20 protein-coding genes are annotated in these 22637 nt (G+C 63.0%); 15 read left to right on the top strand and 5 right to left on the bottom strand.

The genetic code is table 11. The features are described 5' to 3' along the window. Window positions 1–152: 152 nt before the first annotated feature. The 3 genes from M1E10_RS16070 to M1E10_RS16080 all read right to left on the bottom strand — a co-directional run bounded on the left by M1E10_RS16070 (window position 153) and on the right by M1E10_RS16080 (window position 3763). Window positions 153–1475 (bottom strand): PRC-barrel domain-containing protein, encoded by a 1323-nt coding sequence (locus M1E10_RS16070; protein WP_499173826.1) that lies wholly within the window; start codon window positions 1473–1475, stop codon window positions 153–155. Between the two features lie 246 nt (window positions 1476–1721). Then, complete coding sequence (locus tag M1E10_RS16075) at window positions 1722–2351, bottom strand: glutathione S-transferase family protein (RefSeq protein WP_499173827.1); 630 nt, start codon at window positions 2349–2351, stop codon at window positions 1722–1724. Window positions 2352–2548: 197 nt separating this feature from the next. Next, window positions 2549–3763 carry an NADP-dependent isocitrate dehydrogenase gene (locus tag M1E10_RS16080; RefSeq protein ID WP_499173828.1) on the bottom strand — a complete coding sequence of 405 codons (1215 nt, stop codon included), beginning with the start codon at window positions 3761–3763 and terminating at the stop codon, window positions 2549–2551. Between the two features lie 220 nt (window positions 3764–3983). Between M1E10_RS16080 and M1E10_RS16085 the strand changes: the two genes are divergently transcribed. The 14 genes from M1E10_RS16085 to lpxB all read left to right on the top strand — a co-directional run bounded on the left by M1E10_RS16085 (window position 3984) and on the right by lpxB (window position 17800). Next, window positions 3984–4517: a hypothetical protein gene (locus M1E10_RS16085; RefSeq protein ID WP_499173829.1), complete on the top strand. Its 534-nt coding sequence runs from the start codon at window positions 3984–3986 to the stop codon at window positions 4515–4517. Window positions 4518–4716: 199 nt separating this feature from the next. Continuing rightward, window positions 4717–5526 carry a 30S ribosomal protein S2 gene (rpsB, locus tag M1E10_RS16090; protein WP_499173830.1) on the top strand — a complete coding sequence of 270 codons (810 nt, stop codon included), beginning with the start codon at window positions 4717–4719 and terminating at the stop codon, window positions 5524–5526. Window positions 5527–5692: 166 nt separating this feature from the next. Further along, window positions 5693–6619, top strand: coding sequence for a translation elongation factor Ts (tsf, locus tag M1E10_RS16095; protein WP_499173831.1), 927 nt, complete (start codon window positions 5693–5695; stop codon window positions 6617–6619). Between the two features lie 96 nt (window positions 6620–6715). After that, window positions 6716–7438, top strand: a complete 723-nt coding sequence (gene pyrH, locus M1E10_RS16100; RefSeq protein ID WP_499173832.1) for a uridine monophosphate kinase — start codon at window positions 6716–6718, stop codon at window positions 7436–7438. A 39-nt stretch (window positions 7439–7477) separates the two neighbouring features. After that, window positions 7478–8038, top strand: coding sequence for a ribosome recycling factor (gene frr, locus M1E10_RS16105; protein ID WP_029620802.1), 561 nt, complete (start codon window positions 7478–7480; stop codon window positions 8036–8038). Between the two features lie 46 nt (window positions 8039–8084). After that, complete coding sequence (locus tag M1E10_RS16110) at window positions 8085–8828, top strand: undecaprenyl diphosphate synthase family protein (RefSeq protein WP_499173833.1); 744 nt, start codon at window positions 8085–8087, stop codon at window positions 8826–8828. Continuing rightward, window positions 8828–9661: a phosphatidate cytidylyltransferase gene (locus tag M1E10_RS16115; RefSeq protein WP_499173834.1), complete on the top strand. Its 834-nt coding sequence runs from the start codon at window positions 8828–8830 to the stop codon at window positions 9659–9661. Before M1E10_RS16110 ends, M1E10_RS16115 begins: the two co-directional genes overlap by 1 nt. A gap of 46 nt (window positions 9662–9707) precedes the next feature. After that, a complete protein-coding gene (gene rseP / locus M1E10_RS16120) occupies window positions 9708–10832 on the top strand; it encodes a M50 family metallopeptidase (protein ID WP_499173835.1) in 1125 nt (374 codons plus the stop codon). A gap of 188 nt (window positions 10833–11020) precedes the next feature. Next, window positions 11021–13351: an outer membrane protein assembly factor BamA gene (gene bamA / locus M1E10_RS16125; RefSeq protein WP_499173836.1), complete on the top strand. Its 2331-nt coding sequence runs from the start codon at window positions 11021–11023 to the stop codon at window positions 13349–13351. 52 nt (window positions 13352–13403) lie between these two features. Next, entirely contained in the window at window positions 13404–14468 is a 1065-nt protein-coding gene (gene lpxD, locus M1E10_RS16130) for a UDP-3-O-(3-hydroxymyristoyl)glucosamine N-acyltransferase (RefSeq protein ID WP_499173837.1), read from the top strand. After that, complete coding sequence (fabZ, locus tag M1E10_RS16135; protein ID WP_499173838.1) at window positions 14461–14928, top strand: 3-hydroxyacyl-ACP dehydratase FabZ; 468 nt, start codon at window positions 14461–14463, stop codon at window positions 14926–14928. Before lpxD ends, fabZ begins: the two co-directional genes overlap by 8 nt. Beyond that, window positions 14925–15740, top strand: a complete 816-nt coding sequence (gene lpxA / locus M1E10_RS16140) for an acyl-ACP--UDP-N-acetylglucosamine O-acyltransferase (protein ID WP_499173839.1) — start codon at window positions 14925–14927, stop codon at window positions 15738–15740. Before fabZ ends, lpxA begins: the two co-directional genes overlap by 4 nt. Window positions 15741–15743: 3 nt before the next feature. Next, complete coding sequence (locus M1E10_RS16145) at window positions 15744–16628, top strand: LpxI family protein (RefSeq protein WP_499173840.1); 885 nt, start codon at window positions 15744–15746, stop codon at window positions 16626–16628. After that, window positions 16625–17800: a lipid-A-disaccharide synthase gene (gene lpxB, locus M1E10_RS16150; RefSeq protein ID WP_499173841.1), complete on the top strand. Its 1176-nt coding sequence runs from the start codon at window positions 16625–16627 to the stop codon at window positions 17798–17800. The genes M1E10_RS16145 and lpxB overlap by 4 nt, the downstream gene beginning before the upstream one ends. A gap of 37 nt (window positions 17801–17837) precedes the next feature. Here lpxB and gltA read toward each other — a convergent pair whose 3' ends face one another. Then, window positions 17838–19127 (bottom strand): citrate synthase, encoded by a 1290-nt coding sequence (gene gltA / locus M1E10_RS16155; protein ID WP_029620792.1) that lies wholly within the window; start codon window positions 19125–19127, stop codon window positions 17838–17840. Window positions 19128–19387: 260 nt separating this feature from the next. Here gltA and M1E10_RS16160 point away from each other — a divergent pair, with 260 nt between their 5' ends. Beyond that, on the top strand, window positions 19388–21889 hold the full coding sequence (locus M1E10_RS16160) for a ComEC/Rec2 family competence protein (protein ID WP_499173842.1): 2502 nt from the start codon (window positions 19388–19390) through the stop codon (window positions 21887–21889). Here M1E10_RS16160 and lexA read toward each other — a convergent pair. After that, window positions 21870–22586: a LexA family protein gene (gene lexA, locus M1E10_RS16165; protein WP_499173843.1), complete on the bottom strand. Its 717-nt coding sequence runs from the start codon at window positions 22584–22586 to the stop codon at window positions 21870–21872. The two genes, M1E10_RS16160 and lexA, sit on opposite strands and share 20 nt — an antisense overlap. Between the last annotated feature and the right edge of the window lie 51 nt (window positions 22587–22637).

Below are 22637 nucleotides of genomic sequence, written 5' to 3' on the forward strand. Positions count from 1 at the left end.
TCGGATTTCATGCGAAAGGCCGGGCTCTTGCAGCTCGGCCTTTTTTCGTGCCGATCTCATTCAAGCGGACGTCAGGACGCCCGGCAGGTCGCGAGCGCTAAAAAAGAGGCGGCTGGCAATACCAGCCGCCTCCGGCATCTGATCGGACACTTTTAGCGTGCGCCGAGCGTTACCGGATGATCGTCCGGAAGGTTCGGATATTGGGTCGAGTCGAAGTTTGCGAGACCGTCGATCTGCTGCTCCGTCACGTTGGGGCCGAGCAGTGTTTCCTCTTCGGTCACATAGAGTGCCGACAGGGGTACCGCCGCCCGCTCCTCGCCGAGGCCGAGAAAGCCGCCGGACGTGACGACCGCGTAAAGACGGTTGTTGACGCTGACGACGTCCTCGATGTCACCGAGGTTGTTGCCGTTGGCGCCGACGATGTCGTAGTTCTTGATGTCGGCGACCGTGAGCGGCACATCGCGGGTGGCATCCACGCCGATGGCCATATTGGCACCTTCGCGAGCGCCCCGCGGGTTGACAGAAGCAGTGCTCTCCTGATCGACATCCTCATTGGCTGCCGTTTCGGTCTGCGCCTGGTTGTTCTGCTCGTTCTGTGACGCCTGACGATTCTGGGCCGCAGCCTGCTCGCTTTCCTCGAAGCGTACTTCGGGCTCGCCCTCCGCACGGTTCACGCGGACCTGAGCTTCTTCCGCCTCGTATCGGACGTTGGCCTGCTGCTCGGACTCCTGGATGCGCACGACCGGCTGGCCGGACCGCTGGACCTGGACATTCGCCTGCTCATCGTTTTCCTGCATGCGCACCTGCGGCTCGCTCTCGCTGACGCGAACCTCCGGCTGGCCCTGCTCGACCTGAACCTGCGGCTGCGACTGGCTGACGTTGACGTCAGGCTCCGGCATCCGAATGGTGATGCGAGGCTGCGGAATGTCCACGGTCACGATCGGCGCAGGCTGGTGTACGGTGATCTCGGGCTGATTCTGCTGTACTGCGACCCGCGGATTGGCCTGCTGCACCGTCACATCAGGCTCCGGCACGTCGACGCGGATGGAAGCTTCGCTTTCCTGGATCGTCACGTCGGCGCCCTGGGCGTTCTGCTGGCCCTGGCGTTCGAGGTTCGTCATCTGCTGCTCGACACGATCGAGAGCCCGTTCTGCGCCGGCCTCATCCTGCTGCGCCAGCGCCTGGTCGGCTTCCTGCAGCGGCTGGCGGATCTGCGCCATGGCATCGCCCTGACGGTCCTGGTTGAGATTGCGTCGCGCAGCCTGGACAGCCTCTCGTGCAGCCTGCATGTCGTTGTTTTCAAGTGCCTGCAGAGCCTGCTGGATCTGCTGCTGAACCTGAGACATGCCGGCGGCATTCTGGCCGGACTGGACGGCGTCATTCTGGGGATTGGTTCCCGTCGACTGCTGTGCCATGGCGGTTGCCGGCATCAGTGCGGTACCCGCCAACAGGGCGGTGACATAGATCATCTTCATGGACGTTACCTCTCTAGATTGGTTGTCTTTGAAGTGTGCCGGCTCGTCGCTGACCGAAGGCCATCGTGCCAGACGCACCCAGATCAAAGTCCGCGAGATCGGGTAAGTTCCAAAAAAAACCGTATTTTTGCCCGCTTCGTCAGCTTCTTCTTCTGAAGCAACATCAATGACTTAGCGAGAATGAGGCGCAATCTGCCCTGATCTTAGCGGCGGGCGTTTCCATACCCGCCGCCAACCAGAATGCCGTCAGGCAGTCGCTTGCATCGCCTGCATCTCCGCGTCATCGAGAGCACTGGCGCGGAGATGGGCGGGCCTTTCAGCAAGGCCCGCGACATAGCTTTCGAACGAAGGGCGACGTTCGATCGAACCGAATTGCAAGCCCCACATCAGATGGGAGCCGACGTAGACATCGACGGCGGTGAAGCGGTCGGCTGCGATAAATTCGTGGCCTGCCAGTGCCGTTTCCAGCGTGTCCAGTACCTCCTCGTAGCTGCCGTAGCCGACCATGCCGCGCTTGTCCTGCGTCACCTGAACGCCGAGCGATCGGTTGGTGACCGCCGCCTCCAGCGGGCCGGCGGCAAAGAACATCCAGCGATAGTAGTCGGCCCGCTCCGTCGTCGGCGGCGCCAGCCCGGCCTGCGGAAACGCATCCGCCAGATAAGCGCAGATCGCGGCGCATTCCGTGACCACATGCTGTCCGTGGCGCAGGGCCGGCACCTTGCCCATGGGATTGATGGCCCGGTATTCCGGGGCCTTCATGACAGGCCCAAAAGGAATGATCTCGGCGCTGTAGGGCACGCCCACCTCTTCCAGCATCCATCGCGCAATGCGCCCGCGCGACATCGGGTTTGTGTAAAGAACCGGGTCATCGGTCATGAAGAACTCCTCCATTGGAGGCCGAAGTGTGATCGGGATGCCGCGGCTTGGCAAGCGGGGCGCCTGTGTCGGGATCCTTGGGCTTTGCCGTGTCGCCAGCCGGAGACATGGCGCAATTGCCGTCTGCCGGCGAACCGCAGGCACAAAAAAACGGCGGGATTTTCATCCCGCCGTTCGGATCAGAAACAAGCGTCGCCTCAGGCAGCCATTGCCGCCTTGAGGTTTTCGTCCACCTTGTCGAGGAAGGCCGTGGTCGACAGCCATGGCTGGTCGGGGCCGATCAAGAGCGCCAGGTCCTTGGTCATGAAGCCGGCTTCGACGGTCGCGACGCAGACCTCTTCCAGCGTCGTGGCAAAACGGCCGAGCTCGGCATTCTCGTCGAGCTTGGCGCGGTGGGCGAGGCCACGTGTCCAGGCGAAGATCGAGGCGATCGAGTTCGTCGAGGTCTCGAGGCCCTTCTGGTGCTGGCGGTAGTGGCGTGTGACCGTGCCATGCGCGGCTTCTGCTTCGACCGTGCGGCCATCTGGCGAGAGCAGCACCGAAGTCATCAGGCCGAGCGAGCCGAAGCCCTGCGCCACGATGTCGGACTGCACGTCGCCATCGTAGTTCTTGCAAGCCCAGACATAACCGCCCGACCACTTCAGTGCCGAAGCAACCATGTCGTCGATGAGCCGGTGCTCGTAGGTGATCTTCAGTTCGTCGAACTGCGCCTTGAACTCGGCCTGGTAGACTTCCTCGAAGATATCCTTGAAGCGGCCGTCATAGGCTTTCAGGATAGTGTTCTTGGTCGACAGGTAGACCGGCCACTTGCGCATCAGGCCGTAGTTCAGCGAGGCGCGGGCAAAGTCCCGGATCGAATCGTCGAGGTTGTACATCGCCATGGCGACGCCGGCGCCCGGGGCGTCGAACACTTCCCGTTCGATGACCTCACCGTCCTCGCCGACGAACTTGATCGTCAGCTTGCCCTTGCCGGGGAAGCGGAAGTCGGTGGCGCGATACTGGTCGCCGAAGGCATGGCGGCCGACGACGATCGGCTGGGTCCAGCCGGGAACGAGGCGCGGCACGTTCTTGCAGATGATCGGCTCGCGGAAGATGACGCCGCCCAGGATGTTGCGGATCGTGCCGTTCGGGCTCTTCCACATCTGCTTCAGGCCGAATTCCTCGACGCGCTGCTCGTCCGGCGTGATCGTCGCGCATTTGATGCCGACGCCATGCTTCTTGATGGCGTGCGCCGCATCGACCGTCACCTGGTCATTCGTCGCATCGCGGTTCTCGACGGACAGATCGTAGTATTCGATGTCCAGATCGAGGTAGGGCAGGATCAGCTTGTCCTTGATGAACTGCCAGATGATGCGGGTCATCTCGTCGCCGTCGAGATCGACGACCGGATTGGCTACCTTGATCTTTTGCATGGATTCCTCTTCGAATACGGGCAGGGATGGCTATCCCCGCGGATTGGACATGGATCGGCTGCGCTATAGCATCCACGGCCCGGAACGCAAAGCCATACGCAGGAACGGAGTGGCATTTAAAGGTGCGCCCGGTGTCCGGTCCGGTCGCCCGATTTGGTTGTTGCCAATCAGGTGCGCTCGGATAATGTGCCGCCACACGCAACCCGATCGGACCTCCACCATGCGGAATCTCGTCCTCGCCGCTGCCCTCAGCCTTGTTGCCGGCCTTGCATCGGCGGCCGAACCCGTCAACCCGGTTCGCGAAGTGATGGAAATCACGACCAGCAACTGGGGCAGCGCCGAAAGCGAGTGGCGCTACATCTTCGACGAGGAGCCGCTGCGTCGCCTGTTCAGCCAGCGCTTTCAGGCAGCCTATCTCGAGGCGTCCAAGAAGCCTGCCTACGAGACCGATGACGGCGGCCCCGGCGATCCCTTCGGCTATGATGTCGTCACCGCCTCCCAGGACGGTTGCCCGCTGGAGGATGTCGCGATCGATGCTGGCGGCGAGGAAAACGGTGTCACCACCGTCAAGGTTCGCTTCAAGCTCTGGCGCTGCCTCGACCAGGCGGAATTGAAGGACAGCACGGACGAGGTGCATTTCGACGTGGTGGCGGAAAACGGCGGTTATGTCATCGACGACATCCACCGCGTCTCTCCAGACAGCCGCGATTCTGTTCTGGAGGAGATGAAGCAGCTCGCCCTCGGAACCGATTGAGCGACCCGCGGGGCCGCCCGATCGCGGGTTATTTTCCGCAATACCCTTGCCTTTGCAAGGGATCGCCTGTATGCGCACCACCATTCCACACGTAAGGCATGGGATGTTCCGGGAGAAATCCGGACTGTTCCGCCGGTGGCATTCTCGAAGAGGGTGCTGTTCGCCTTGCGGAGGTTCAACCGGAAAAGGAGAAAAAGGCATGTCACTGCCTGATTTTAGCATGCGCCAGCTTCTGGAAGCCGGCGTTCACTTCGGCCACCAGACCCACCGCTGGAACCCGAAGATGAAGCCGTACATCTTCGGCGATCGCAGCAACATCCACATCATCGATCTGGCACAGACCGTGCCCATGCTGTCGCGCGCCCTGCAGGCGATTTCGGACACCGTTGCCCGTGGCGGCCGCGTTCTGTTCGTCGGCACCAAGCGCCAGGCATCCGAACTGATCGCCGATTCGGCGAAGCGTTCGGCCCAGTACTACGTCAACTCCCGCTGGCTCGGCGGCATGATGACCAACTGGAAGACCATCTCGAACTCGATCCAGCGCCTGCGCAAGCTCGACGAGATCCTGTCTTCCGACGCATCGGGCTTCACCAAGAAGGAACGCCTCAACCTTGAGCGCGAACGCGAGAAGCTCGACAAGGCTCTCGGCGGTATCCGCGACATGGGCGGCACCCCGGACCTGATGTTCATCATCGACACCAACAAGGAAAAGATTGCCATCGACGAAGCCAAGCGCCTGGGCATCCCAGTCGTGGCCATCATCGATTCCAACTGCGATCCGGACCTCATCGACTACCCGATCCCGGGTAACGACGACGCCTCGCGCGCCATCGCTCTGTACTGCGACCTGATCGCTCGCGCTGCCATCGACGGCATCGCACGCCAGCAGGGCGCATCCGGCCGTGATCTCGGCGCGTCCTCCGAAGCTCTGGTCGAACCGGCGCTCGAAGGTGAAGTCGTGCCTGAAGCTGAAGCTGAAGCCGTGGCCGAGCCTCAGGCGCAGGCCTGATCCTTTCGAGAGGCGGCGTCCGCGCCGCCTCTCGTCCTCCGGGTCGAGGCGAGCCTCCCCGCGACTGGTCTTCATTACCCTGTCATATTTCCGGGTACATTCGTCCCCAACGCTGCCTTCGCCGATGTACTTCCGGCCAAGGCGATCTTGAAAAAAGAGGCACACAATGACCGAAATCACAGCCGCAATGGTGAAGGAACTGCGCGAGAAGTCTGGCGCAGGCATGATGGACTGCAAGAAGGCACTCGCTGAAAACAACGGCGACATGGAAGCTGCGATCGACTGGCTGCGCGCCAAGGGCATCGCCAAGGCCGACAAGAAGTCTGGCCGCACCGCAGCCGAAGGCCTGATCGGCATCGCCAGCACCGGCACGACGGCCGTCGTCGTCGAGGTCAACTCGGAAACCGATTTCGTTGCCCGCAACGATGCCTTCCAGGACCTGGTCCGCGGTATCGCCCAGGTAGCCCTGTCGACCGACGGTTCGGTCGAGGCGGTCAGCGCAGCAACCTTCCCGGCGTCGGGCAAGCCCGTCGCGGACACCATCAAGGATGCGATCGCGACCATCGGCGAAAACATGAGCCTGCGTCGCTCGGCACTGCTGTCCGTCGACGATGGCGTCGTCGCTACCTACATCCATAACGCAGCGGCCGACAACCTCGGCAAGCTGGGCGTCCTCGTTGCCCTGAAGTCGACCGGCAACAAGGAAGCTCTGACGGCCATCGGCCGCCAGGTTGCCATGCACATCGCAGCGACTGCGCCGCTTGCCATTCGCGCCGACGAAGTCGACGCGGCCGTCGCAGAGCGCGAACGCAATGTCTTCATCGAGCAGTCGCGCGAATCGGGCAAGCCGGACAACATCATCGAAAAGATGGTCGAAGGCCGTATGCGCAAGTTCTTCGAGGAAGTCGCCTTGCTGTCGCAGGCCTTCGTCATCAACCCGGACCTCACTGTCGGCGCAGCCGTCAAGGAAGCCGAGAAGGAAGTCGGCGCGCCGATCGAAGTCACCGGCATGGTCCGTCTTCTGCTCGGCGAAGGCGTCGCCAAGGAAGAGTCCGATTTTGCGGCGGAAGTCGCTGCAGTCGCCAAAGGCTGACCCTGACGAAACTATCCCGGTAAAACGACAAGGGCACCGCGTGACAACGCGGTGCCCTTCGTGTATCGGCAAGCCGGTTAATCGTCAGGAGTACCCATGTCCCCCAAGCCCATGTACAAGCGTGTCCTCCTCAAGGCCTCCGGTGAAGCTCTGATGGGCAGCCAGGGCTTCGGGATCGATGTCGCAGTGGTGGATCGTATTGCCTCCGACATTTCAGAAGCCCGCGCCATGGGCGTCGAGGTCGGCGTCGTGGTCGGCGGTGGCAATATCTTCCGCGGCGTAGCCGTTGCCTCCAAGGGTGGCGACCGCGTGACCGGCGACCACATGGGGATGCTGGCAACCGTCATCAACGCGCTGGCGCTTGCGACGTCGCTGCGCAAGCTCGACATCGACACGGTAGTCCTGTCGGCCATTGCCATGCCGGAGATCTGCGAAAGCTTCACTCAGCTGCGCACTCTGCACCATCTGGAGCAGGGCAGGGTGGTGATCTTTGCCGGCGGCACCGGAAATCCCTTCTTCACCACGGATTCGGCCGCCGCCCTGCGTGCCGCCGAAATCGGCGCGGAAGCGATCTTCAAGGGCACCCAGGTCGACGGCATCTATTCCGCCGACCCGAAGAAGGTCCCGACGGCAACCCGGTTCGAGCAGCTGACGCATGGCGAAGTGCTCGACAAGGGGCTTGCGGTGATGGACGTCGCAGCCGTAGCGCTGGCGCGGGAGAATTCCATCCCGATCATTGTATTCTCGATTCACGAAAAGGGCGGTTTCGCCCAGATATTGAACGGTGGCGGTCGCAAGACCATCGTCTCCGACAACTGAAGCGGGTTAAGGAACCTGAGACAAGACGGGAGTGTACGGATGAGCGGATCGATCGATCTCAACGACATCAAGCGCCGGATGGACGGCGCCATCAATGCCTTCAAGAGCGACCTGAACTCGCTGCGCACGGGGCGTGCTTCGCCCAGCATTCTCGATCCGGTGACGGTGGAGGCCTATGGTTCGCGCGTGCCGCTGAACCAGGTCGCGAACATCACGGTCCCCGAGCCTCGCATGCTGGGCGTGTCCATCTGGGACAAGTCCATGGTGAACGCGGTCGATCGCGCCATTCGCGAATCCAACCTGGGCCTGAACCCGATCATGGACGGCCAGAACCTGCGCATTCCGCTGCCGGAGCTCAACGAAGAGCGGCGCAAATCGCTGGTGAAGGTCGCGCACGACTATGCTGAAAAGGCCAAGGTCGCGATTCGTCACGTCCGCCGCGACGGCATGGATGATCTCAAGAAGTCCGAAAAGGACGGTGTCATCGGCCAGGATGAGAGCCGTTCGCTCTCTGACAGGGTTCAGAAGATGACGGACGAGACGATTTCGGAAGTCGACCGCTTGCTCGGCGAGAAAGAAAAAGAAATCATGCAGGTGTAGGCTTAACCTGCACCGGCACTCCTGACGCCCGACAATCGGAATTGCGATGGCTAGTCTCGATCTTTCAGTCATTCCAGAGCATGTTGCCATCATCATGGATGGCAACGGCCGTTGGGCAAAGCAGCGCGGCCTTCCGCGCACGATCGGCCACAACAAGGGGGTCGAGGCGGTCCGCGAGACGGTGAAGGCTGCCGGCGACGCTGGCGTCAAGTTTCTCACGCTGTTTGCCTTTTCATCGGAGAACTGGAGCCGGCCCGAGAGTGAGGTCGAAGCGCTGCTCGGCCTGTTGCGACGGTTCATCCGCCGCGATCTCGCCGATCTGCACCGGGAGAACGTCCGCATCCGCATTATTGGGGAGCGCGAGAAGCTGCGAAGCGACATCCTGCCGCTGCTGCTCGAAGCCGAGGAAACGACCCGCAACAATACCGCGATGACGCTGGTGATTGCCTTCAACTATGGCTCCCGCAACGAGATCGCGCGCGCCGTTGCAAAAATCGCCGTAGATGTCGCCGCCGGATTCATTAACCCCGATGCCGTCGATGCTGAAATGATCAGCCGCCGTCTCGATACGGCCGACATTCCCGACCCGGACCTGATCATCCGCACCAGCGGTGAGGAGCGGCTGTCGAACTTCCTGCTCTGGCAGGCCGCGTATTCCGAACTTGTCTTCCTGCCCTGCTACTGGCCCGATTTCGATCGCCAGCAGTTCGAGGAGGCACTACGGATCTTTGCCTCGCGCGATCGGCGCTTCGGTGGTCTGTCGCCCGCCACCACCGCGGTGGTCGGATGATGAGCCTGGAGCTCAAGCGCCGCATCATCTCCGCTCTCGTCATGGCAGCCGTCGTGCTCGCCGCGACCTGGGCAGGGGGCATGCCGTTTCAGATTCTGGCGGCAGCCATCAGTCTTCTCGTCTATTTCGAATGGTCGAAGATCGCGCGCCTGACCGAGCGCAACTTTACCGGCAATCTCGTCGCCTGGGTCGCCGTGATTCTGCTTGCCGCCAATATCGCGTTCGGAGATCCTGCCATGAGCATGCCGCTCCTGAGCGGGTTTGCGATCACCGTGTGCCTGATTGTGTTGATCGGAGGCGGGACGTGGTGGCTGCCTGGCGGGCTTCTGTATGCAGGCCTGAGCGGCGTCTCGCTGGCGGCAATCCGCGATGGTGGCGCGGCCGGTCTGGCGGCGATCCTGTTTATCTTCGCAGTCGTCTGGGCAACCGATATTCTGGCCTATTTTGTTGGCCGGGCTCTGAGGGGGCCCAAGCTTGCCCCTCGCATCTCGCCCGGCAAGACCTGGTCGGGCGCGGTCGGCGGCGCGGTCTCTGCCGTGGTCGCCGGCTCGATCCTGACCTATGCGTTCTTCGGTCGGCTGTCGGTCTGGATCCTTGCCCTGTCGCTGATCCTGTCCGTGGCAAGCCAGATCGGGGATCTCTTCGAATCCTTCATGAAGCGGCGATTCGGCGTCAAGGACTCAAGCCAGATGATACCGGGCCACGGTGGGGTCATGGACCGGGTCGATGGCCTTGTTTTTGCCGCTTCCGTCATCTTCCTTCTGGCGCTTGTGTCGGGTCCGCTGAGGGGCCATGTTGATGTGTCGGTGGCCGAATTCCTGTTCGGTCAATAGACGGCGGCCGGCTTGCCGGCAGAAGAACGACTGAACGGAAGCTTCAATGGCGATCATCGGACTGCTCACGGGCTATATCATCCCCTTCATCATCGTCCTGTCGGTGCTGGTTTTCGTTCACGAGATGGGCCACTACCTGATCGGGCGCTGGTGCGGCGTGCGGGTTACCGCTTTCTCCGTCGGCTTTGGTCCGGAACTGGTTGGTTTCACCGACGGCCACGGTACTCGCTGGAAGCTGTCGGCTATTCCGCTGGGCGGATATGTCAAATTCTTCGGCGACGATGACGTGGCCAGCATGCCGGATTCGGCAAGCCTTGCCGGCTACAGTGAGGCCGAGCGCAGCCAGACGCTAGCCGGCGCCAAGCTCTGGAAGCGCGCCGCGACTGTCGCCGCCGGTCCGATCGCCAACTTCCTGCTGGCAATCGCCATCTTCGCCGTCCTGTTTTCGACCTATGGCAAGATGATTTCCGATCCGGTTGTCGCGGAAGTCCGCGCCGAAAGCGCGGCTGCCGCCGCCGGGGTCGAGCCGGGCGACCTGCTCGTCGCGCTCGATGGACAGGAGATCGTCACCTTCGACGATGTCCGTCGTTATGTCGCCGTCCGTCCCGAAACGCAGATCATCGTCACCGTTGAGCGCAACGGCCAGCAGATCGACCTGCCGATGACGCCGATTCGCACCGAAATCACCGACCAGTTCGGCAACAAGGTCGAACTCGGCCAGATCGGCATCGTCACCAATGCCGAAAGGGGCAACTTCCGCCAGCAGACCTTCTCGCCGCTTGCCGCGGTGGGCGAGGGCGTGCGCGAAACCGGCCACATCATCACCGGCACCTTCAAATACCTCGGCAATATCTTCACCGGCAAGATGAGCGCCGACCAGATCGGTGGACCGATCCGGATCGCCGAGACGACCGGACAGATGGCAAGCCTCGGCTTTGCCGCGGTGCTGAATTTCGCCGCGATCATTTCCGTCTCGCTCGGTCTGATGAACCTGTTCCCGATCCCCGTGCTCGACGGTGGTCACTTGCTCATGTACGCTCTTGAAGCAGTGAGAGGACGTCCGCTGAGCCCGCGGGTGCAGGAGGTCGTTTTCCGCTTCGGGCTTGCCATGATTCTGACGCTGATGGTGTTTGCGACCTGGAATGATACCTTCGGACGCTGGATGGGATGACTTTGATTAAAACTGTTTGTTTACCGTCTTTTGAGCTCTGCGTGGCATGGCAGCCACGCCTTCGTGTGAAGTAAACAGATTTTAACGCCATGCCTTGCTTGTAAGGCAAAAGAAGGTAAAACGACACACGTGTGGCCGGAGTCGGGCTCCACCCGCTGCGGGACAACGGAAAAAGGTAAGAATTGAAAATGAAGGCTGGTTCGAAGTTTTTGAACGCAGTGTCGGCGTTTGCGCTGTCTACTAGTGTTGTTGCATCCGGCGCCGGGGTATCGGTGCTTGCTTCGGCATCCGTCGCAGAAGCGGCCGTCATCCGCAGCGTTCAGGTTCGCGGAGCCGAGCGTGCCGGCGAAGAGGCGGTTCGCGCCAATCTCACCATTCGCCCGGGCGTCAGCTTTACCAACGTCGATATCGACGAGTCGGTGAAGCGTCTGTATTCGACGGGCTATTTCTCCGATGTCCGCATTGCGGTTTCCGGTAGCACGCTCGTCGTCAACGTCAGCGAGAATCAGCTGGTCAACCAGGTTGTCTTCAACGGCAATCGGAAGATCAAGGACGACAAGCTGGCCGCGGTCGTGCAGACCCAGCCACTGGGTCCATACAATCAGGAACTGGTCAACGCCGACATCGAGCGCCTTCGGGAAGCCTATTCCGCGATCGGTCGCAGCGATATCGAAGTGACGACGCAGGTCGTTCCGGTTGGTCAAGGTCGTGTGAACCTCGCCTTCGTTGTCAACGAAGGCGATCGCACCAAGATCTCGACGATCAATTTTGTCGGCAACCAGGCCTACGGCAATGGACGCCTACAGTCCGTTATCCTGACGAAGGAGTCGGGTCCGCTGTCGTTCCTGACCCGCAAGGACGTCTACAACCAGGACAAGCTGCGTGCCGACGAAGATGCGCTGCGCCAGTTCTACTACAACCACGGCTACCCGGATTTCCGCATCATCTCGTCTGAAGCGGTGCTTGATGAAGCGTCGAACCAGTACACGATCACCTTTACGGTCGAAGAAGGCCCTCGCTACCAGTTCGGCGACATCGTCGTCGAATCGACGGTCGATGGCGTGAACTCCGAAGATCTTCAGGGCCTGGTCCGGACCCGCGCCGGCGACACCTACGATGCTGCCGAGGTCCAGAAGTCGATGGAAGCCATCTCTCAGCGCGTTGCCTCCGCCGGCTATCCTTTTGCTCGGGTCACGCCGCGCGGCAATCGCGACTTCAACAATCAGACGGTCGGCGTCTCCTATCTCGTCGATCAGGGTGAGCGCGCCTACGTCGAGCGGATCGATATCCGCGGCAACACCCGCACCCGCGACTATGTCATTCGTCGCGAATTCGATTTCAGCGAAGGCGACGCCTTCAACCAACAGATGGTCTCGCGCGCCAAGCGCCGGCTTGAAGCTCTCGGCTACTTCACCACCGTCAACATTTCGACGGCTCCGGGCTCTGCAGCCGACCGCGTCGTGGTCGTCGTGGACGTCGTGGACCAGCCGACCGGCTCCTTCGGCATCGGTGCCGGCTACTCGGCGGGCGGCGATGGCTTGATCCTGGAAGCGTCGGTCGAAGAAAAGAACTTCCTCGGTCGTGGCCAGTTCATACGCGTCGCCGTCGGTGGTGGTCTTGACGATGCGCGCAGCTACTCGCTGTCCTTCACCGAGCCCTACTTCCTGGGCTACCGCCTGGCAGCCGGCTTTGATCTCTTCAAGAGCCAGACCTCGTCGGAAGACTATTACGACTATGACGAGCAGGGCGTGACGCTGCGTGTCACGGCGCCGATCACCGAGGATCTGGCGACGACGTTCCGCTACACCTACAAGCAGATCGATTACACCGGCGATGGTGACTGGCAGAACCAGCTTTCCGCACCGTATCGTGATCTGATCACCCACGGTGAATTCGTTCAGTCCTCCGTTTCCCAGACGCTGACCTACAACACGCTCGACAGCTCGACGCTGGCGCGCGAGGGTATTTATGCAACCTTGACGCATGAGTATGCCGGTCTCGGCGGCGACTCGGAGTTCTACAAGATCTACGGTCGGGCCCGCTACTATCAGCTGCTCTCCGACGAGGCGGACATCATCGGCTCGGTGGCTGTGGGCGCCGGACATGTGATGGGGACGGGCGACTCGCTCAATGTCTTCGATCAGTTCATGGTTGGCGGTCGTCAGGTGCGCGGCTTTGAAAACAATGGCATCGGTGCGCGCATGCCGAATGGCGACGCACTCGGCGGCACCACCTATTTCACGGCTTCGGCTGAGGTGACGCTTCCGATGCCGGCTTTCCCGGAGGACTTCGGTCTTCGCGCCGCGCTCTTTGCCGATGCAGGCACGCTCTACGGCAACGACGTTGCCAACAGTGCGGGCGCTGTGGGCACGGATATGTCCTGGCGCGCCTCGGTCGGTGCGGGCATCCAGTGGGCATCGCCCTTCGGTACGATCCGCGTCGATTACGCAATGCCGGTTGTCAAGGAAGACTTCGACGAGGAGCAGCAGTTCCGGTTCAGCATGGCGAACCAGTTCTGATCTCCGCCGACCAGAACTGCGGTCAAAATCTGTTCTGGAGCTGATCGACCTGATGGAATCCAACGACTTCTTTCCGCCCCACGATGGAATAGGCTTGCGCGAGCTGGCCGCCCATCTGGGGGCAGAACTTCTTGACGATGCGGCGGGCGACCGCCGCATCCGCTCCGTTGCGCCCGTCGCAAGGGCAGGCGAGGGCGACATCTGTTATATCCTGTCGCGCAAGGCGCGTGGCGACCTGGAAAGCTGCAACGCCTCCGCGATCCTTTGCGACGAAGCGCTCCGCCCGATTGTCCCTGCTCACATACCGGTTCTCCTGACACCGAAGCCGCATGCGGCATTCGCCCTGGCCGGTGGTCTGCTTCACCCCGTTGCGCTGCGTCCTCCGCGGATCCTCTCGGACGCTCCCGGTATTCACCCGGCCGCTTTCGTTGACGCGACCGCACGTCTTGAGGACGGCGTTGAGATCGAGCCCATGGCCGTCATCGGTGCTCGTGCGGAAATCGGTGCCGGAACCCGCATTGGCGCCGGCGCCGTCATCGGTGCCGACGTCAAGATCGGCCGCAACTGCACGGTCGCCGCTGGCGCGAGCATTATTGCGGCGCTCCTCGGCAACAATGTCATCGTCCACAATGGCGTTCGCATCGGCCAGGACGGGTTCGGCTATGCACCCGGACCCCGCGGCATGATCAAGATCGTCCAGGTCGGGCGGGTCATCATTCAGGATGACGTTGAGATCGGCGCCAACACCACGATCGACCGCGGCACCATGGATGATACGGTCATCGGCGAAGGCACGAAAATCGATAATCTGGTTCAGATTGCCCACAATGTCCGCATCGGTCGCCACTGCGGCATCGTCAGCGGCGTGGGAATTGCCGGTTCGACCACCATTGGCAATGGCGTAATGATCGGTGGCGCCTCCGGCGTCAACGGACACATCACCATCGGCGACGGCGTTCAGATCGCTGCAATGAGTGGCGTGATGGCCGACGTCCCCGCAGGCGCGCGCTATGGCGGCGTGCCGGCAAGACCGCTCAAGGATTTCCTGCGCGATGTCGCCGAATCGATGACGCGGTCTGACGAACGGGCGAAGCGTAGAGGAGAGAGGAATGAGTAAGGAAGCCGGCGCAACGCTTGGGACAGCTGATATTCTCGAGGTCATGAAACTGCTGCCGCATCGGTATCCGTTTCTGCTCGTGGACAGGATCATCGAGATCGACGGCGACGATTCGGCCATCGGCATCAAGAACGTGACCGCCAACGAGCCGCATTTCACCGGGCACTTCCCCGATCAGCCGATCATGCCGGGCGTTCTTCTCGTTGAAGGCATGGCGCAGACGGCCGGTGCCATTTGCGCCCGCAAGGAAGGCGAGGGCGGCAATCTGGTCTACTTCATGACCATCGACAACGCCCGCTTCCGGAGGCCCGTGGTGCCCGGCGACCGCGTCGAATTTCACGTCAAGAAGCAGAAGCAGCGCGGCAATATCTGGAAGTTCCATTGCGACGCGATCGTTGATGGCACCCTCGTTGCGGAGGCAGATATCGGCGCCATGATCCGCCGCAAGGAGGGCGCATGAGCACCGTCGCCTCCACGGCCCGCATCCATCCGATGGCGGTGATCGAGGACGGCGCCGTGATCGGCGAAAACGTGTCTGTCGGCCCCTTCTGCACCATCGGCGCTCATGTGGTGCTAAAGGATGACGTCGAGGTCGTCTCCCATGCGGTTGTCACCGGCAGGACAGAGATCGGTCGCGGCAGCAAGATCTTCCCGATGGCCGTGATCGGCGGTAGCTCCCAGAGCCTCCACGAGGCGGGTGAGGATTCGACGCTGACGGTCGGTGACGGCTGCACCATGCGCGAAGGCGTGACCATCAACACCGGCACGGTCGGCGGCGGCGGCAAGACCGTGGTCGGCAAGAACTGCCTGCTCCTGGCCAATTCCCACGTTGCCCATGACTGCATTCTCGGCGACGGCATCATCATGTCCAACAATGTGATGCTGGCCGGCCACGTGCGGGTCGACGACCGCGCCATCCTCGGTGGCGGCTGCGCCGTGCATCAGTTCGGCCGCATCGGTCGCCACGCCTTCATCGGCGGATTGTCCGCCGTCAGCTATGATGTCATTCCCTATGGCATGCTGAACGGCAACCCGGGCGTGCTTGCCGGCCTCAATGTCGTCGGCATGAGCCGTTCGGGCATCGAGCGGGCGACGATCCACATCGTGCGCCGGGCCTTCAAGCAGATCTTCGAGGGCGAGGGCAACATCCGCAGCAATGCAGCCGCCATTCGCGACGACTATGCCGATTGCAAGGAAGTGATGGAAATCCTCGATTTCATCGCTGCCGACAGCGATCGCGCTCTCTCTTCGCCCCACCGCGGCAAAGCCTGAGCGATGGCAGTCCCCGCGCGGCCCGAGAGAGACGGGCGGCTTGCCATTGTCGCCGGCTGGGGACATCTTCCGCTTTACCTCGCCGAGGCGGCCCGCGCTGCCGGTGAAGATCCCGTCGTCATTGCTCTGGACAACGAAGCCAACCAGAATTTCACCGGCTTCGACAGCGTCACCGCCAATGTCGGCGATCTCGCCGGCATCGAGCGCTTCATGCGCCAGAAGGGTGTCGACCGCGTGGTGATGTCGGGCGCCGTCAGGCGTCGCCCGGACTGGCGCGAAATTCGTCCGACGCTGCGAACCCTCGTCAAAGTACCGGCCGTTGCGCGCACCCTGCTGTCGGGCGGCGACGACGCGCTGCTGCAGATGGTGATCCGGCTTTTCGAAGGCATGGGATGCCGCGTGATCGGTGCCCATGAGATTGCCCCCGGGCTGCTGGCCCGAATTGGATCCCTCACCACCGCCACGCCCTCCGCCGATGACCTGCGCGACGTTGAGGAGGCGATCAAGGCTGCCCTGGCGCTCGGCGAGCTGGATGTCGGCCAGGGTGCGGTGAGTGTGGGAGGACGCGTGGTCGCGCTGGAAGGCGCGGAAGGAACGGACCGCATGCTCGAGCGCGTTGCGCTGCTGCGCGACGAAGGCCGGATCTCGCGGCGCCGCCGAGGCGTTCTTGTCAAGCTCTGCAAGCCGCAGCAGGATGTGCGGGCCGACCTGCCGGCCATCGGCATGTCCACGGTCACCAATGCCGCCCGCGCCGGTCTGGCCGGCATCGCCGTCGAAGCCGGTCGTGCGCTCATTCTCGACGAGCAGGCGGTGATTGCGGCCGCCGAAGATGCGGGATTGTTCGTCTGCGGTATCGATACGAAGCTTGCCAGCGGAGGGTTGAAATGACCGACACCGTTCTCAAGGTTGCCGTGGTCGCGGGCGAGGTCTCCGGCGATCTTCTCGGGGGTGACTTCGTCGCCGCGCTGAAGGCTGCCAATGGCGGTCCTGTCGAACTGGTCGGCGTCGGCGGCGATGCCCTGCAGGCCGAGGGCCTCCGGTCGCTGTTCGACTTCTCCGAACTCTCCATCATGGGGCTGACGCAGGTCCTGCAGCGCCTGCCGCAGCTGATGCGCCGAATCCGTCAGACTGCGGACGCCATCATTGCCGCCCGGCCCGACGTGCTTGTCATCATCGACAGCCCGGATTTCACCCATCGTGTCGCCAAACGGGTGAGGGCGGCCCTGCCGGATCTGCCGATCGTCGATTATGTCTGCCCGAGCGTCTGGGCCTGGAAGGAATACCGGGCTCGGGCCATGGTGCCCTACATCGATCACGTTCTGGCCGTGCTGCCGTTCGAGCCTGCGGCGATGGAGCGTCTGGGCGGACCGCCGACGACCTTCGTTGGCCACCGGCTGACCAGCGACCCGGAAATCTCCCGCGTGCGCGCAGCCCGCTCGGAGCGGCCGCTGCAGCAGGTCGACGACCAGAAGACTATCATGCTGCTCCCCGGCTCCCGATCCGCCGAGATCCGCCAGTTGTTGCCGATCTTCGGGGACGCTGCGGCGCAGTTTGTCAGCCGCAATGGGCCGACGCGCTTCCTGCTGCCGACCGTGCCGCGCCAGGAGGCGCTCGTGCGGGATATCGCCGCTTCCCTGCCGGTCTCGCCGGAGATCAGCGTGACGGCCGAGTACAAATGGGCGGCCTTCGCCGAAGCGGACGCAGCCATTGCCGCCTCCGGCACGGTGATCCTGGAACTGGCGCTGGCGGGCGTGCCCGTGGTCTCCGCCTACAGGGCCGATTGGCTGATCACGATGATGTCGAAGCGTATCAAGATCTGGTCTGCGGCACTGCCGAACCTGATCTCCGATTATCCACTGATCCCGGAATACATCAATGAAATGGTGCGCCCCGGCAGCCTGTGCCGCTGGGCCGAACGCCTGTCGTCCGACACGCCGCAGCGCCGCGCGATGATCGACGGCTTCGACCTCACCTGGCAGCGCCTTCAGACGGGGGTACCGCCCGGCGAGGCGGCGGCCGGCATTGTTCTAGAGATGGTGGACGAAAAAAGGCCCGGTTGATCACCGGGCCTTTTTTCTTGATTGTCGATTTCCTGGCTTAGCGCTTCGAAACCGGAAGATAGTCGCGCTGTGCCTCGCCCGTGTAGAGCTGGCGCGGACGACCGATGCGCTGCTGCGGATCCTCGATCATCTCGGCCCACTGGGCAATCCAGCCGACGGTGCGGGCCAGCGCGAAGAGCACCGTGAACATCGTGGTCGGGAAGCCCATCGCCTTCAGCGTGATGCCCGAATAGAAGTCGATGTTCGGGTAGAGCTTCTTCTCGATGAAGTACTCGTCGGTCAGCGCGATGCGTTCTAGTTCCATGGCGACCTGCAGCAGCGGATCGTCCTTGTGACCGAGTTCGTTCAGAACCTCATGCGTCGTCTTCTGCATGATCTTGGCGCGCGGATCGTAGTTCTTGTAGACCCGGTGGCCGAATCCCATCAGACGGAACGGATCGTTCTTGTCCTTGGCGCGGGCGATATATTCCGGGATGCGGTCGACGCTGCCAATCTCCGACAGCATGTTGAGCGCAGCCTCGTTGGCGCCACCGTGGGCAGGGCCCCAGAGGCAGGCGATGCCGGCCGCGATGCAGGCGAACGGATTGGCACCCGACGAGCCGGCAAGGCGCACGGTCGAAGTCGATGCATTCTGCTCGTGGTCGGCGTGCAGGATGAAGATCCGGTCCATGGCGCGTGCCAGAACCGGGTTGACCTTGTACTCTTCACACGGCACGGCAAAGCACATGCGCAGGAAGTTCGACGCGTAGTCGAGATCGTTCTGCGGATACACGAACGGCTGGCCGATGTGGTACTTGTAGGCCATGGCTGCGATCGTCGGCATCTTGGCGATCATGCGCAGCGAAGCGACCATGCGCTGGTGCGGATCGGTGATGTCGGTGGAGTCGTGGTAGAAGGCTGACAGCGCGCCGACGCAGCCGCACATGACGGCCATCGGGTGGGCATCGCGGCGGAAGCCGGTGAAGAAGCGGCTCATCTGCTCGTGCACCATGGTGTGGTGCGTCACGCGATGGTCGAAGTCCTTCTTCTGGGCTGCCGTCGGCAGTTCTCCGTAGAGAAGCAGGTAGCAGGTTTCCAGGAAGTCGCCGTGTTCGGCCAGCTGCTCGATCGGGTAGCCGCGATGCAGCAGAATGCCTTCGTCGCCGTCGATGAAGGTGATCTTCGACTCGCAGGAGGCCGTGGACGTGAAGCCCGGGTCGTAGGTGAAAGCTCCGGTCTGCTTGTAAAGGCTTCCGATGTCGACCACGTCCGGCCCGAGCGTGCCCGACTTGACGGTGAGATCGACGTGTTTGTCACCCAACACCAGATTTGCGCTTCTATCCGTCATGTGATCCTCCAACCTGTTGGCGGCGTGGCGTCCCAAAACGCCACAAGAAATAAGCGTATCGTGTAGCTATATGATCCGGCGGCTGCTGCCAAGCACTGCTGATGTCTAATTGTGCACTGCCAAAATCCTTCTGCCTCCGATGCTTGAATGAGGTTAAGAAACAGTCAGCGCGACGTGTCCAGCGCGCTGCTGCCACAGGCGCGGGTTGCATTTTGTCTTTGCCGGTTGCATGCTCCATGGCCAGCCGGGACGGGCCACCGATGCCGCAGGAACGCGTGCTTCTCGAAAAGTGGGAGGCGGACGAGGCGCCCTCGGTCCGTGAGGCAGGTCTTTTGCCTCTGGTCCTTCCGACACCCGCTCAAGACCTGACGGATGTGCCGCTCTACGGCGCCGGCCGATGGGACGCTTCCCGCAGGCGCTGGCATGTCGCCCGAGAGCGTGATCGGCTTGCCCTGCGCCTTTCCGCCATGGTCGAGGAGGAAAAGGACCACGGGCACCTGTTCCTCTTCTGCCCTGTGCTGGTCGGCATCGGTGCGATTGCCTGGTTCGCGTCTCCCGTCGATCCGCCCGCCGTCGCCCTCATGGCGGGCCTCCTGGTCTTCACGCTCGTCGCCATCGTCACAAGGGCGCGATCAGGCAATTTCCCGCTCGTCCCGCTGACGCTGGCGCTGCTACTGGCGGGGGCAGGGCTGGCGCAGGTGGAGACCTGGCGCCGGTCGACCCTGCTCCTCGACTCGCCCGTGACGACCATGGTGACGGGCGAGATAGAACGGCGGGAGGCCGCCGGGCCGGGCCGCTGGCGCTACATCATCCGGCTCGCCGCGACCGCCGACCCGGTGATCCGCCGCCCGCCTGAGCAGGTCGTGCTGCTGGCGCGCTCCCGACACACCCCGTTTGAAGCCGGAGAATGGATCAGCGGGCGCGCGCGCCTGTCGCCGCCCTCGGGTCCGGCGCTCCCCGGCCTCAACGATTTCGCCTTCAGCGCCTATTTCGATGGCATCGGCGCCGTCGGCTTCTTCTATGGCGCACCCGTTCGCACAGCAGAGCCGCGGGCCTCCGAGAGCGCATCGACAGATGGTCTGGAGCGGCGGATCTTTGCGCTTCGGGGCGCGATCGCCGAGCGGATCCGCGCGACCGTGCCGGGCGATGCCGGCGCCTTTGCAGCCGCCATTGTCACCGACGAGAGACGCGCGATTTCCAGGGACACGACCGAGGCGCTGCGCGTCTCCGGCCTTGCCCATATCGTCGCCATCTCCGGCCTCAACATGGCGCTCGCCGCCGGCATCTTCTTCGTCGGGTTGCGGACGGGCCTCGGCTGGTTCACCGGCTTTGCACAGGCCTTTGCGGTCAAGAAGATCGCCGCCTTCGGCGCCCTGCTGATGGCGACCGCCTATTACCTGATCTCCGGTTTCGCCATCTCGGCCGAGAGGGCTTATCTGATGATGGCGGTGATGCTGATTGCCGTCTTCTTCGACCGGATGGCCATCAGCCTGCGCAATGTCGCGATCTCCGCGCTCGTGATCCTCGCCATGTCGCCCTCGGAGATCCTGGGGCCGAGTTTCCAGATGTCCTTTGCCGCGACGGTCGCGCTGGTCGCCGGCTATGCGGTCTGGAGCCGGCGGGCCGCCGATGCCGAGGCGACATTCTTTCCGCCGCTCAAGGGGCGATGGGCTGTGGTCATCACCGGCTGGCATTTCATGGCCGGCATTTTCGCGACCTCCCTGATCGGCGGACTGTCGACCGCCATCTACTCCATGGACCACTTCCACCGCCTTGCAGGCTACGGCCTGGCGGCAAACCTCGCCGTGATGCCGATCATCTCCTTCCTCGTCATGCCGGCCGGTCTCATCGCCATGCTGCTGATGCCCTTCGGCCTCGACGGTCCTTTCCTGACGTTGATGGGGCATGGCCTCGCCGCAGTGATTGCTGTGGCCAGATACGTGGCAGCCTGGGGTGGTGACGTCGAGGTCGGCCGCCAGCACCTGTGGTTCCTGGCAATGGCATCGGCCGGCTTTCTGCTCCTGGCGCTCCTGCGCACCCGTCTGCGGCTGGTCGGACTTCCGCTTCTGGCGGCAGCGTTCCTGCTGAGCTGGCACGCGCAGCGACACCCTCCGGCCGATCTTCTGGTGGCGCAGGACGGTTCGCTCGTGGCGCTTACGGGGCCAGCCGTCGCCACCAACCGCGCGCGTCCGCCGGACTTCATCTACGGGCAATGGCAGCGGGCTCTGGTGCTGGGGGAGCCTCTCGGGCCGGAAGTGTCACCATCCGACGATATCGAGGCGATCCTGGCCGGTGACGCAGCCGAACGTCTGCCACTGGATCCAGATCAGCTGGCAAAGGTTCGCACAGCAATGCGGGACATGGCCCGGGTGGCGGAGGAGAAGAGGGGGCTCTTCCACTGCCTGCCGAAAGCCTGGTGTCTGGCCGTGACGACGGAGGGAGCAATGGTTGCGGTGATGGAGGATGGCCGGCTGACCGGCATAGGCTGCGATGTGGCAACGGTCGTCGTCGCACCCCGGGCCGGCTTCGACGAATGCCGCTCCGGCGCCCTGCTGATCAGCGGCAGGATTTTGCGAAAGACGGGCGCCCTGGAGATCCACCTGAACGGCAGCCGGGACGCAACACGCTGGCACGCAATCGCGGCGATCAGCGGTGTCGACCGCCCCTGGAACCGCCATCGAAACTATGACTGGCGCAGCGACAGCTTCGACGCAACGGTGCCGGTATCGATCGCGACGCTGATCAGTGGTAGCGGCGGATGAGGCCGACGAGCTTGCCCTGAACCTTGACCCGCTCTGCCGGCAGGATGCGGGTCTCGTAAGCCGGGTTGGCGGCTTCCAGCGCAATCGAGGCGCCGCGGCGTCGGAAGCGCTTCAGCGTAGCTTCCTCGTCGTCCACCAGTGCCACGACGATGTCGCCCGGGCCGGCCGTCTGGCCGTTGCGGATGATCACCGTGTCGCCGTCGAGGATGCCGGCCTCGATCATCGAATCGCCCTTCACCTCCAGCGCGTAATGTTCGCCCGGTCCCAGCATCTCGATCGGAACGGAAATATCGTGGGTATTGTTCTGGATGGCCGAGATCGGCACGCCGGCGGCGATGCGGCCCATGACCGGAACGGTCGCGCTGCCGCTCTCGTCGTTGGCGGCCCGCGCCGCGGGAGCGGGCGCCGGTTTTGTCTTGCCGAGGCTGCCCTCGATGACGCTCGGCGAGAAGCCGCGACGCGGCTGCAGGCTGCTGCTATACGCTTCCGGCAGCTTGATCACCTCCAGCGCCCGGGCCCGGTTGGGCAGGCGGCGGATGAACCCGCGCTCCTCGAGCGCCGTGATCAGCCGGTGGATGCCCGACTTCGAGGCCAAGTCCAGCGCATCCTTCATCTCGTCGAAGGAGGGCGGCACGCCCGATTCCTTCATCCGTTCGTGAATGAAGAGAAGCAGTTCCTGCTGTTTGCGCGTGAGCATCATGGCCCCTTTGGTGTGAAACAAATACGGAACAGACTGTATCTGTTCCAC

The sequence above is a fragment of the Rhizobium sp. PK7-22 genome (assembly GCF_056530405.1).

Bases quoted from the DNA above. Each gene is read 5' to 3' on its own strand.
- M1E10_RS16110 (WP_499173833.1), top strand. From the start codon at position 8,085: ATGGCTAGTCTCGATCTTTCAGTCATTCCAGAGCATGTTGCCATCATC.
- bamA (WP_499173836.1), top strand. From the start codon at position 11,021: ATGAAGGCTGGTTCGAAGTTTTTGAACGCAGTGTCGGCGTTTGCGCTG.
- M1E10_RS16160 (WP_499173842.1), top strand. From the start codon at position 19,388: ATGCCGCAGGAACGCGTGCTTCTCGAAAAGTGGGAGGCGGACGAGGCG.
- M1E10_RS16080 (WP_499173828.1), bottom strand. From the start codon at position 3,763: ATGCAAAAGATCAAGGTAGCCAATCCGGTCGTCGATCTCGACGGCGAC.
- tsf (WP_499173831.1), top strand. From the start codon at position 5,693: ATGACCGAAATCACAGCCGCAATGGTGAAGGAACTGCGCGAGAAGTCT.
- frr (WP_029620802.1), top strand. From the start codon at position 7,478: ATGAGCGGATCGATCGATCTCAACGACATCAAGCGCCGGATGGACGGC.
- gltA (WP_029620792.1), bottom strand. From the start codon at position 19,127: ATGACGGATAGAAGCGCAAATCTGGTGTTGGGTGACAAACACGTCGAT.
- fabZ (WP_499173838.1), top strand. From the start codon at position 14,461: ATGAGTAAGGAAGCCGGCGCAACGCTTGGGACAGCTGATATTCTCGAG.
- pyrH (WP_499173832.1), top strand. From the start codon at position 6,716: ATGTCCCCCAAGCCCATGTACAAGCGTGTCCTCCTCAAGGCCTCCGGT.
- lpxA (WP_499173839.1), top strand. From the start codon at position 14,925: ATGAGCACCGTCGCCTCCACGGCCCGCATCCATCCGATGGCGGTGATC.
- lexA (WP_499173843.1), bottom strand. From the start codon at position 22,586: ATGCTCACGCGCAAACAGCAGGAACTGCTTCTCTTCATTCACGAACGG.
- M1E10_RS16145 (WP_499173840.1), top strand. From the start codon at position 15,744: ATGGCAGTCCCCGCGCGGCCCGAGAGAGACGGGCGGCTTGCCATTGTC.
- rpsB (WP_499173830.1), top strand. From the start codon at position 4,717: ATGTCACTGCCTGATTTTAGCATGCGCCAGCTTCTGGAAGCCGGCGTT.
- M1E10_RS16115 (WP_499173834.1), top strand. From the start codon at position 8,828: ATGAGCCTGGAGCTCAAGCGCCGCATCATCTCCGCTCTCGTCATGGCA.
- rseP (WP_499173835.1), top strand. From the start codon at position 9,708: ATGGCGATCATCGGACTGCTCACGGGCTATATCATCCCCTTCATCATC.
- lpxD (WP_499173837.1), top strand. From the start codon at position 13,404: ATGGAATCCAACGACTTCTTTCCGCCCCACGATGGAATAGGCTTGCGC.
- M1E10_RS16075 (WP_499173827.1), bottom strand. From the start codon at position 2,351: ATGACCGATGACCCGGTTCTTTACACAAACCCGATGTCGCGCGGGCGC.
- lpxB (WP_499173841.1), top strand. From the start codon at position 16,625: ATGACCGACACCGTTCTCAAGGTTGCCGTGGTCGCGGGCGAGGTCTCC.
- M1E10_RS16085 (WP_499173829.1), top strand. From the start codon at position 3,984: ATGCGGAATCTCGTCCTCGCCGCTGCCCTCAGCCTTGTTGCCGGCCTT.
- M1E10_RS16070 (WP_499173826.1), bottom strand. From the start codon at position 1,475: ATGAAGATGATCTATGTCACCGCCCTGTTGGCGGGTACCGCACTGATG.